General features: G+C 68.0%; 8 protein-coding genes and 2 pseudogenes. 4 read left to right on the top strand and 6 right to left on the bottom strand.

All coding sequences use genetic code 11. From position 1 onward, the window contains the following. Positions 1 to 10: 10 nt before the first annotated feature. Positions 11 to 361, bottom strand: coding sequence for a hypothetical protein (locus ACTJI2_RS19495; protein ID WP_318287850.1), 351 nt, complete (start codon positions 359 to 361; stop codon positions 11 to 13). A 162-nt stretch (positions 362 to 523) separates the two neighbouring features. Here ACTJI2_RS19495 and ACTJI2_RS19500 point away from each other — a divergent pair, with 162 nt between their 5' ends. Beyond that, complete coding sequence (locus tag ACTJI2_RS19500; protein WP_318287849.1) at positions 524 to 1,336, top strand: MipA/OmpV family protein; 813 nt, start codon at positions 524 to 526, stop codon at positions 1,334 to 1,336. 93 nt (positions 1,337 to 1,429) lie between these two features. Here the strand turns inward: ACTJI2_RS19500 and ACTJI2_RS19505 are convergent, their stop codons facing one another. The 5 genes and pseudogenes from ACTJI2_RS19505 to ACTJI2_RS19525 all read right to left on the bottom strand — a co-directional run bounded on the left by ACTJI2_RS19505 (position 1,430) and on the right by ACTJI2_RS19525 (position 7,921). Beyond that, a complete protein-coding gene (locus tag ACTJI2_RS19505; RefSeq protein WP_440843068.1) occupies positions 1,430 to 3,721 on the bottom strand; it encodes a GH92 family glycosyl hydrolase in 2,292 nt (763 codons plus the stop codon). 103 nt (positions 3,722 to 3,824) lie between these two features. Then, on the bottom strand, positions 3,825 to 4,910 hold the full coding sequence (gene ada, locus ACTJI2_RS19510) for a bifunctional DNA-binding transcriptional regulator/O6-methylguanine-DNA methyltransferase Ada (protein ID WP_192199612.1): 1,086 nt from the start codon (positions 4,908 to 4,910) through the stop codon (positions 3,825 to 3,827). Positions 4,911 to 5,280: 370 nt separating this feature from the next. Continuing rightward, a pseudogene (locus ACTJI2_RS19515) lies at positions 5,281 to 5,839 on the bottom strand (flavin reductase family protein). Between the two features lie 128 nt (positions 5,840 to 5,967). Then, on the bottom strand, positions 5,968 to 6,582 hold the full coding sequence (locus ACTJI2_RS19520) for a lysostaphin resistance A-like protein (protein ID WP_440843064.1): 615 nt from the start codon (positions 6,580 to 6,582) through the stop codon (positions 5,968 to 5,970). 421 nt (positions 6,583 to 7,003) lie between these two features. Next, the gene (locus ACTJI2_RS19525) at positions 7,004 to 7,921 is read right to left on the bottom strand and encodes a LysR substrate-binding domain-containing protein (protein WP_440843065.1); all 918 of its coding nucleotides are present in this window, start codon (positions 7,919 to 7,921) and stop codon (positions 7,004 to 7,006) included. A 104-nt stretch (positions 7,922 to 8,025) separates the two neighbouring features. On the opposite strand from ACTJI2_RS19525, the gene ACTJI2_RS19530 reads away from it, so the two are divergent. The 3 genes and pseudogenes from ACTJI2_RS19530 to ACTJI2_RS19540 all read left to right on the top strand — a co-directional run. Next, on the top strand, positions 8,026 to 9,081 hold the full coding sequence (locus ACTJI2_RS19530; RefSeq protein WP_440843066.1) for a YeiH family protein: 1,056 nt from the start codon (positions 8,026 to 8,028) through the stop codon (positions 9,079 to 9,081). Between the two features lie 116 nt (positions 9,082 to 9,197). Then, positions 9,198 to 9,704, top strand: a complete 507-nt coding sequence (locus ACTJI2_RS19535; RefSeq protein ID WP_440843067.1) for a hypothetical protein — start codon at positions 9,198 to 9,200, stop codon at positions 9,702 to 9,704. A 10-nt stretch (positions 9,705 to 9,714) separates the two neighbouring features. Continuing rightward, a pseudogene (locus ACTJI2_RS19540) lies at positions 9,715 to 11,062 on the top strand (methyl-accepting chemotaxis protein); the annotation flags it as partial.

The following is an 11,062-nucleotide window of genomic DNA, read 5'->3' on the forward strand; positions in this document are numbered from 1 at the left end:
GGCGCGCCTTCTATCGCGATAGCCAGCGCCAGGTTTCGTGGATCAGCATGCGCGCCACCGGCCACGCCGCGGCGGGCGGGCTGGGCAGGCGGTCCCACTGCGTTTCCAGATCGTCGTCTGCCGCCGAATCGGTGCGTCCGGCGTGACTGGCATGCGTGGCCAGTCCAAGCGCGTAGGCGCGACATGCGTCGTGCCAGTCCAGATCCGGATGCAGGCGTATCCGCCGCTGGAAATCCTCGCGGCTGAAGGCTTCGAAATCCTCGGGAATGTCGGGCGGCTCGTCGAAGGCGAGGCAGGCGGCGACCTGCTGGCTCGCGCGCTCCAGGCTGGCGGGGCCGTACGGACTGCGGAGGTATTCCATGAGGGAACTCCGTCGGGTTTGCGCCGATTGTCGATCCGGCTGGCATGACCGTTTCGTGAAAGGCCGGACGGATGAGCAGCGTTCGCCTTAAAGCCCGATTAAAACGGGTGTGCCTATCGTGCGCCTCCCGCGTGCCCCCACGCCTTCCCCGCAGGAGTCTTCATGTCGTCCGTCCGCCCCCTGGTCTGCCTGGGTCTGCTTGTCTGCGCCGCCGCGCCGGTGTCCGCGCAGGTCGTGTCCGAATCCAATCGCGAAGCCGGACAGGCCTCGGCGTCGCGTTGGCGCATCGGTCTGGCGGTCGCCAGCCGCGAAGGCATCTACGCCGGCGAGGACGACCGGACGCTGGTGTTCCCCAACGTGTCGTACGAAGGCGAGCGCTTCTTCTGGCGTGGCGCGCAGGCTGGCGTGCACCTGTTCTCGCGCGGAGGCTTCGTATTGGACGGCTATGTCGCCGGGCGCCTGGACGGCGTGGACGCCGATGACTTCGGCGTTCCGGAACTGGCCGAGCGCGGTATCGACCGCCGCCTGCTGGAGGACCGCGACGATGCCGCGGACGTGGGCATGAGCGCGCGTTGGCGCGGCGCGGCCGGCGAACTGGAACTGGATGCGCGCGCCGACGTGACCAGCACCAGCGAGGGCCAGCAGGCCTCGATCACTTACCGCTACCCGTTCAGGGCCGGCGGCTGGCAGCTCACGCCCGGCGTGGGCGTGCGCTGGCTGTCCTCGGATCTGGCCGACTACTACTACGGCACCCTCGACGAGGAAATCGCCCGCGGCGTGGTGCGCTACCGTCCCGGCAGCGCCACCGTGCCCACCGCGAGCCTGATTCTGATGCGTCCGTTCGCGGAAAAATGGCTGTTCATCGCCAGCGCCGAGTACCGCCGGTTGCCGTCGGCGCTGCGCGACAGCCCGCTGGTCGAACGCGACACGGATGGCGGCGCCACCGTGATGGTTGGTTTTTCACGCGGGTTCTGATTCCGTGGACATGGGCGCGGGTTTCCGCGCCGGCGGGGAAGGGGATGCATATCGCGTCCCCTTCGCATCCCCTGCGCGTTCCAGATGCTTCCTTCAGCGGCTCATCGAATAGGGACGCGCGCCGCGTCCCCATGCGCGGTTCGGCTCGGCCTGCATCGTGAAGCGCAACTCGCCGCCGGCCAGGATTTCGGCGTGCTCCAGATAGGCGCGGTCCAGCGGCTTGCCGTTGAGGGTCGCGCCGCCGATGTAGGGATGCGCTGCGTCCAGGCCCTCGGCGATCACCGTGAAGCGCTTGCCGTTGGGCAGGTTGAGGCTGGCGCGCGGCAGGAACGGCCGCCCGATGACGTACTGGTTGCTGGCCGGCGCGACCGGATAGAAACCCAGCGCGGTGAACACGTACCACGCCGACATCTGGCCCAGATCGTCGTTGCCGGCCAGGCCGTCCGGACGCGGTGCGTACTGGCTGGCCATGATCGCGCCCAGCCGCGCCTGGGTGCGCCAGGGCTGGCCGGCGTGCGCGTACAGGTAGGCGACGTGATGGCTGGGTTCGTTGCCATGCGCGTACCAGCCGATCAACCCGGTGATGTCTTCCATGTGGGCGAAGATCTTCGGATCCACCTTGGCCTCGAATACCTGGTCCAGCCGCGCCAGCAGCTTGTCCTCGCCGCCGTACGCCCGCGCCAGCCCGGCCACGTCCTGCGGCACGTACCAGGAGTACTGCCACGCATTGCCTTCGGTGTAGTCGGTGCCGTATCCGCTGGCGGACGGATCGAAGGGTTCGCGGAACGTGCCATCGCGCTTGCGCGCGCGCATGAACCCGGTGGCGGGATCGAAGGCATGCTTCCAGTTGGCCGCACGGCGGCTGAAGTCGGCCGCGACGTCCTTGCGCCCCATCGCCTCGGCCACCTGCGCGATGGTCCAGTCGTCGAACGCGTACTCAAGGGTCTTGGAGGCGGCCTCGCCTTCCTCGTCGATCGGCACGTAGCCGAGTTCGCGATACTGCGCGATGCCGTCGTACGGCCCGTAGTTGGCGCTGGCGACCATCGCCTCCAGCGCCTCGTTGGCGTCGTAGCCGCGGATGCCCTTCATGTAGGCATCGGCGATCACCGGCACGGCGTGGTAGCCGATCATGCACCACGTCTCCTGGCCATGGAACGCCCACACCGGCAGCACGCCGTAGGGACTGTGCCGGCGCGCGGCCAACAGCGACTGCACGAAGTCGTTGTTGCGCTGTTCCGGCTGCACCAGGGTCAGCAACGGATGCAGCGCGCGGTAGGTATCCCACAGCGAGAAGGTCGAGTAGTGGGTGAAGCCCTTGGCCTGGTGCACCGCATTGTCCGGTCCGCGGTAGCTTCCGTCGCTGTCCATGAACAGGGTCGGTCCCAGCAGCGTGTGGTACAGCGCGGTGTAGAAGCTGCGCCGCTGCGGTTCCGGCGCGTCCACGTCGATCGCACCCAGCGCCTGCGTCCACTGCCGGCGCGCGTCGGCGCGCACGCCTTCGAAATTCCAGCCCGGCACTTCGGCGTCGAGATTGGCGATGGCGTTGTCCTCGCTGACCGGGGAGATCGCGACCTTGACCAGCAACGGTTCCCGCGCATCGGCGAAATCGAACGCCGCCACGATCTGCCGGCCCTCGATTTGCGCGCGCTGGCGCGGATCCTTCTCGCCCGGCGGCGGGAAGCCCTTGTAGGCGATGTCCTGCTCGGTGTCGTGCAGTTGCCTGCCCTGGATGGGCCGCGAGAAGCGCAGCGCGAAATACAGTTGCCGCCCCGGCGCCCAGCCGCGGGTCTCGCGGAAGCCGGTGACGGTGCCGTCCGGGCGCAGGCGCAATCGCGACCACAGCACCTTGCCCGGATAGTCGTACAGGCTGGTGCGCAGGTCGATCAGCACGTGCGCGGGCTTGCCGCGCGGAAAGCTGTAGCGGTGCACGCCGACCCGCGCGGTGGCGGTGAGCTCGGCGCGCACGCCGTAGTCGTCGAGGGTGACCGCGTAGTAGCCGGGCTGCGCGGTTTCGTCGTCGTGGCGGAAGCGCGAGGTGTAGCCGCTGCCGGGCTGGTCGGGATTGCCGCGCTCCAGCTTCACCTCGCCGCTGATCGGCATCAGCAGGACGTCGCCGAGGTCCGAATGGCCGGTGCCGGAGAAGTGGGTGTGCGAGAAGCCGACGATGGTGCGATCGTCGTGGCGATAACCGGCGGCCCAGCCGTAGGCGTCCTTGCGTGGCTGGATGCGGGTGTCGGGACTGAGCTGGACCATCCCGAACGGAACGGTGGCGCCGGGGTAGGTATGGCCCTCGCCGCCGGTGCCGATGAACGGGTCGACGTCGGCGTAGGCGCGTTCGCCCGGATTGTCCGCCAGCAGCGGCGCCGCCATCAGCCAGAGACACATCGCGCCTGCGGCGCGCTTCCACGTCTTGCGCATGCCCGTCCCAACGTCGTCATGGAGAGGCGGGGAACGTAGCACGCCGCGCCGGCGACGCACCGGTATCCGGTCACGCCGCGCCTTCGCGCCGCAGCAGTTCGCGCTTGCGATCCACGCCCCAGCGGTAGCCCGACAGCGCACCGTCGCTGCGGACCACGCGGTGGCAGGGAATGGCCACCGCCAGATGGTTGGCGCCGCAGGCCTGCGCCACCGCGCGCACCGCCCGCGGCATGCCGATGCGCTGGGCGATCTCGGCGTAGCTGGCGGTACTGCCGGGCGGAATCTGCCGCAATGCCTGCCATACGCGCTCCTGGAAGGCGGTGCCGCGCACGTCCAGCGGCAGGTCCAGGCCGATGCCGGGCGCCTCGACGAAGCCGACCACCCGCGCCACCCAATCCTCGAAGCCCGCGTCGCCGCCGATCAGGTGCGCGCGCGGGAACTGATCCTGCAGATCCCGCACCAGCGCTTCCGGATCCTCGCCCAGCAGGATCGCGCAGACCCCGCGCTCGCTGCGCGCGACCAGGATCGCGCCCAACGAGCACTGGCCGATGGCGAAGCGGATGTCGGTATTGGCGCCGCCGGCGCGCCAGTCCTTCGGGCGCATGCCCAGGCGCTGGTTGGAGGTTTCGTAGAAGCGGCTGTTGGAACCGAAGCCGGCATCGAAGATCGCATCGGTGATGGTGGCATCGCCTTCCAGCCCCTCGCGCATGCGGCGCGCGCGCTGCGCCTGCGCATAGGCCTTCGGGGTCACCCCGGTGATGGCCTTGAACACGCGATGGAAGTGGTAGGGACTCATCCCCGCGGTTTCGGCCAATTGCGCCAGCGAGGGCGGCTCGTCGGTGTTCTCCAATTGCCGGCAGGCATGCGCCACCCGTTCCGCGTGCTGGCGGGCCAGCGCCGCGCGATCCGCGGCGGCGCGGCGGTTGGCACGGTAGCCGGCGGCCTCGGCCGCTTCGGGAGTATCGAAGAACACCACGTTCTCCGGCCGCGGCAGGCGCGACGGGCTGCTGGGATGGCACCAGACGCCGGTGGTCTTCACCGCGTAGACGAAGCGGCCATCGGCGGCCGGATCCCGCGCCCGCAGCGCGGCCCAGCGAGGGTCGTCCTGGATGGCGGTGGCGGCGGTACGCGGGCGGGAAGGGGAGGATGCGTTCATTGGGGGAAGGCTCGTCGTGGGGGACGACGCCATCTTGGTTCCCACCAGCCTAGCCCACACTCCGCGCCTTGCGATCAAATTCGGGCATGGAGGGGGTATTCGTGCGTCGTCCGGCAGTCCGGTCGTTTCGCCCCGCCCCAGCCCTCCCCCGCGGGCGGGGGAGGGGGCCGTGTCCGTGCGTTGTTTTGCAATCCATAACCGCTGGAATGAATCCGCGCGTGGCGCGCCGCGACCGCAAGCCAAAGATCCTCCCGAACCTGGAAACCGCCCCTTCCCCCGCCTGCGGGGGAAGGTTGGGATGGGGGCTGCTTTCAGCGACGAAGCAGGACGGAGACCTCTCGCCCCATCCAGCTCTCCCCGCGAGCGGGGTTCACAAGTTTTCCGGACGGAAGGCCCGTCGGCGGCTGATCGTGCGCCCGGAGATCATGAACTCGCCGTTGCCGCGGTAGTGCACGGTCTCGGGCAGGCGCGGGGAAATGGCGACATGCGCCGCAACCACTTCCCAGATGAAGCAGGTGATAGGCGTCGGTCTGGCGCTGCTCGTACAGCCGGCACTCGAAGTTCGCATGGCACTCGCGGATCAGCGGGGCGCCGACCTGGCGCGCGCGGCCGGCGGTGAGCCCGAAGCGTTCGAACTTGTCCACCTGCGCGCCGCTGCAGTTGCCGATGCCGACCACCGCGTCCAGCAGATGCGAGCCAGGCAGGTTGATCACGCATTCGCGGCTGCGCCGGACCAATCCGTAGGTATGGTTGCCGCGCCAGAGATAACAGGCGAACAGCGCCGGATCGAAGCCCATCATCATGTGCCAGCCCATCGTCATGATGTTGCGCTGGCCGCCGTGGGCCGAGCTCACCAGCACCACCGGACCGGGTTCGAGGAAACGGCGGATGTCGTCCAGCGGATAGGTGCGCTTGCGGGGAATATTCATCGCGTTTGCCCGTGGAAGCTGCCGATGGATTGCAGCATGCCGACGTGCAGGCGCGATGAAGAGCGGGTTTCAACAGAGAACAGGCTTCACTCGCCCGGCAACCGCTCCAGGAACGTTTCCAGCGCCAATCAGCCGGACAGTCCCAAGCCGCCGGTCAAATACCACAGAAGAATCAGAATGTTGCAAATTCCATGGGCGATGGCTCGTTGAACGCTTGTCATGTTCAGCCGGAGCGCGCAGAAGCAAAGCAGAAGCGAGGCGAAACAAGCCCACAGCATGGAATTCGCATGGAAGAGCCCAAAGCCGATGGAGGTCACGAGTGCTGATGCGAACGGACCCACGAGACGCGACAGGCCGTCGAGCATCAACTGACGGACCACCTTCTCCTCGAACAGGGGAGCAGCGACCCCGGCGGTAAGGACGCCCAGGGCAATGTCCACAGCCGAAAAATCCGTCGCGGCCGGGAATTTCGTGTTGCCAAGGTTGGGCAAACCGACGGCGAGGATCCAGACGGCGCCCAACAGGACCCCGGTGAAAACGCAGAAGAGCAGCGGTGTGATTCCCGATTGGTTCGCCAAGCGCTCGGGATAGCACTTCATCAGTACCAGAAACAGGGCAATCTGTTGAATCGCGTCCGCACCACGGATTTCGAACCGTGCTCCCAGCTCGGACAGGCCGCCGGCCAGCAGCGTGGCCAGCATGGCGACGCCGATTTCACCCAGCGCAAGCGATTTCTTGTTCATCGGGGGAGAAAGTCCGGGGCGCTTTCGCACCCCGGGAACCCGTTTTTATTTCTGGGACAACCGATAGAAGTGGAGGCGCATAACGACGCCCGGGAAGGTGAAGGGGCTGGCCGCGAGGAGGTTCCATGCTCCTCGCGCCGCGCTGCGCCAATCGCTGAGCGTTCCTTCGCATGACACACCGGAAGGAAAGCCCACCGAGCAACTCAGTTCACCACCGCTTACCGCTGCAACTTCGCTTGCCTGTAGTTCACGCATGGGTACTTCTCCTTGACTCGATTTGACTGGACGATTCAGTCGTCTTCTTTTCGCGAACAAAGGACAAGAAGCCAATAAGACATTTCCGAAAGCCAGGTTTCGGCGACATTCCTGCGTGGGAGAATGGAATCGCAGCGAACCGCGGCCGGACGATGCCGTGTTTGCCCTACGCGCCCGGCAACCGCTCCAGGAACGCTTCCAGCGCCGGCGAGCGACGCCGGTTGAGCAGTTCCAGCCGGTACAGCCGGCGGCTCAGCGCGGCCTGGCCGTCCAGTGACAGCGTGCGGACGCGGCGCATCGCAATCAGATCCTCCACCACCACCGAGGGCAGGATGGCGACTCCGGCGCCCGCCGCCACCGCGCGGGCGATGGCCTCGTTGCTGCCAATCTCCACCTGGTGCTTCGGGGTGATGCCGTGCGCGTGCAGCAATCGTTCGGCCACGCGCCGGGTACCGGAGCCTTCCTCGCGCAGCAGCCAGGTCTGTTCGCTCAGGCTGGCGGCGGTCGCGAGCCGGCTGCCGCTGCCGGCCAAATCGTCGGGCGCGATCACCACCAGCGCCTCCTCGCGCCAGACACGCCGATCGATGCGCGGGTCGTCGACCGGACCTTCGACGAAGGCGGCATCCACCGTGCAGTCGATGATGGCCTGGGCGATCTGGGCGGTGTTGGCGACCATCACCCGGGTGCGGATGTCCGGATGCCGGCGCGCGTAGGCGGCCACGTGCACCGGCAGCCAGTAGCCGGCCACCGTGGTGCTGGCGCCGATGCGCAGTTCGCCCTTGCGCAGGCCGACCCGCTCGCGGACGTCCTCCAGCGCGATGCGCTCCATCGCGAAGATGCCGCGCGCGTGTTCGTACAGCACCTGGCCGCCCTCGGTGAGGCGGATGCCGCGCACGCCGCGGGCGCCGCCGGGGCCACGGTCGATCAGCGGCAGTTCGAGCTGGTGTTCCAGCTCGCGCACCGCCTTGGATACCGCCGACTGGGTGATGAACATCGTCTCGGCCGCGCGCGAGAAGCCCTGCTGCTCGACGACCGTGGCGAACACCCGCAGGAGGTGCAGATTAATTGAATGAGGAATATTCATGCATGAGGGAATTATATGCATTGGACTCATTCAATGGCCGGGACTATGGTGCCGTCCGTCGGCGGGTTGTCCCGCCCGCATCTCGTTTTTTTCCGGATCTTCCGATGTCCAGCCAGTCCATGTCTTCCGTATCGGTCCCGCCGCACCGCCAGTCCGGCTGGTGGCTGGGCCTTGCCCTGGCCGCGCTGCTCGCGGCCGCCGGCCTTTGGCTGGCGAGCCTGCCGACCGTGCAGGGCTGGGGCATCAGCGCGTTGACCGCCGCGATCCTGCTGGGCATCGTCGCCGGCAATACCGTGTTCCCGCGCATCGCCGCGCGCACCGCGCCGGGCGTGGATTTCGCCAAGAGCACCCTGCTGCGGCTGGGCATCGTGCTGTATGGCTTCCGGGTGACCGTGCAGGACATCGCCCAGGTCGGCATGGCCGGGCTGGTGATCGACGTGATCGTGGTGGCTTCGGTGTTCCTGCTGGCCGTGTGGCTGGGCACGCGCCTGTTCAAGCTGGATCGCGAAACCTCGATGCTGATCGGCGCGGGCAGCGCGATCTGCGGCGCGGCCGCGGTGATGGCGGCCGAGCCGGTGGTCAAGGCGCAGGCGCACAAGGTGGCGGTCGCGGTGGCCACGGTGGTGGTGTTCGGCACCGTGGGGATGTTCCTCTATCCGGCGCTGTATCCGCACCTGGGCATCGACGCGCATGCCTATGGCGTCTACGCCGGATCGACCATCCATGAAGTCGCGCAGGTCGTGGTCGCCGGCAAGGCGATCAGCGAAACCGCCGCGTCGGTGGCGGTGATCGAGAAGATGATCCGGGTGATGCTGCTGGCGCCGTTCCTGCTGATCCTGTCCGCGCGCCTGGGCGCGGAAGCCGGCGCCGATGCCAACGGCGCGCGGCCGAAGCTGATGATTCCCTGGTTCGCGGTGATGTTCATCGTGGTCAGCCTGTTCAACTCGCTGCACCTGCTGCCGACCGCGTGGGTGGCGGTGATCGTGCAACTGGATACCGTGCTGCTGGCGACCGCGATGGCCGCGCTGGGCCTGCGCACCCATGCCGGCGCCATCCGCCAGGCCGGGGTCAAGCCGCTGCTGCTGGCGCTGAGCCTGTTCGCGTTCCTGCTGCTGGGCGGCGGCGCGATCAACTGGCTGGTGATGCGCCTGTTCAGTTGAGTTTCGTGGTGGCGATGACACCACGAAGGTAATAAAGATTCCGGCTGCGAGGTCGATAGGTGGGATCTGGGACTGATGCCAGATGAACCATTGACGCCCTGGGGAGAGGGCCCGCAATGGAATCCACTGCCGCACCACCGCGAAGGATCGCACCCGCCTGGATAGGGCCGGGCCTGCTCGTGCTCTGGCTGGGCGCGATGGTGCCCGCGCTGGCCCGGCTCGAAACCGGCGCCGTGCGTGCCTCGCCGGCCTCCGAAGCCGATGCCCTGCTCACCGCGCTGCGCGGACAGGTGGACCTTGGCCCCCATCGTGGTGCCGCGGTGGTCTTCCACTTGCCCGTGGCGTGCACCTGCGACGACCGCGAAGACACCCGCCAAGTGCGCGACGCGCTGCGCGCGCGCGGCATCCGCTGGGTCGAACTGGCCGGTGTCGCCCGCGCGGACCTGCCCCATTCCCTGATCGCCCTGGATGCCGAGGGACGGCTGCGCTACGCCGGCCCGATGCGTCCGGATGGACTGTGCGCCGGCACGGCGACCGCGCCGCTGGCGACCCGCTACCTGTCTTTCCACCGCGAAGACGCGCCGCGCGCGCTCGTCAGCGGATCCCGTTGCCCGTGCAGATAAGGAGAATCGCATGTCCGCCCAACCGCATTCACTTCGAAACGATGGCGGCCTCGTCGGTCGCGAACGCTACGCCTACCTGGAGGAACTGGCGGCCGATGCCGACCGCATCTTCCTGTGGCTGGTGGCCACCTTGGGTGTCGCCACGCTGCTGCTGGCGCTGCGCAATGGCCAGTGGATGCCGGTGTTCGCGGTCGCGCTGCCGAGCGTCGCGGTCGCCGCGTTGCAGACCCGCCTGTTTCCGGGCACGCGGCTGAGCCGGGTTACCCTGGCGCTGGTGCTGATGGTGCTGTCGGCGGTGCTGATCCACCAGTCCGGCGGCATGGTCGAGGCGCACTTCGGCGTGATCCTGATGATCGCGCTGCTGCTGTACTACCGCGACTGGGTGCCGATCGTGGTCGCGGCCGCGGCCATCGCCGTGCATCACGTGGCGTTCTTCTTCATGCAGCAGGCCGGCTGGCCGGTGCCGGTGTTCCCGGCGGGCAGCGGCTTCGGCATCGTGCTGCTGCACGCGGCCTACGTGGTGGTGGAAACCGTGCTGCTGGTGATCATGGCCGTGCAGTTGCGGCGCCAGTTGCTGTGGCTGGGCTACGGGCCGCGCCGGCTGACGACGCTCGCGCGCGAGGTGGCGGCGGACAAACCCGTGCCGGAGGAAATCGCCCGGATGGACTTCCCGCCGACGTCGCTGGCGACCGCGCTGGTGTCGATGAGCGGCCAGCTGCAACAGCGCCTGCATCACGAGCGCACGGCCGGGCAGGAGAACCTGCGCATCCGCACCGCGCTGGACGGGGTGACCACCCACGTGATGATCGCCGACGCCGATCGCAACATCGTCTACGCCAACCGGCCGCTGCTGGCGATGCTGTCGCAGGTGGAGGAACAGATCCGCCGCGATGTGCCGCGTTTCGACGTGGCCACCCTGATTGGCAGCAGCATCGACATCTTCCACAAGCATCCGGAACACCAGTCGCGCCTGCTCGCGGAACTGCGCGGCACCCACCAGGCCCAGATCCGGGTGGGCGGGCGGGTCATGCGCTTGATCATCAACCCGGTGGTGGACGACGCCGGCCGGCGCCTCGGCTTCGTGGTCGAGTGGTCCGACCGTACCGCCGAGGTGGAAGTCGAGGAGGAAATGACCCGCATCGTGCAGGCCGCCGCGTCCGGCGACATGAGCGGACGCATCGGCACCGCCGGCAAGCAGGGGTTCTTCCTGACCCTGTCCGAACGCATCAACGGATTGCTGGACGCGAACGCACTGGTTCTGGATCGGGTGTCCACGCTGCTGTCCGCACTCTCGCAGGGCGACCTGACGGTGCGGATGGAAGGGGATTTCCACGGCGTGTTCGCCCGCATGCGCGATG

This window comes from Pseudoxanthomonas sp. 22568 (genome assembly GCF_052044485.1).
GTDB classification, from domain to species: Bacteria; Pseudomonadota; Gammaproteobacteria; order Xanthomonadales; family Xanthomonadaceae; genus Pseudoxanthomonas_A; species Pseudoxanthomonas_A beigongshangi.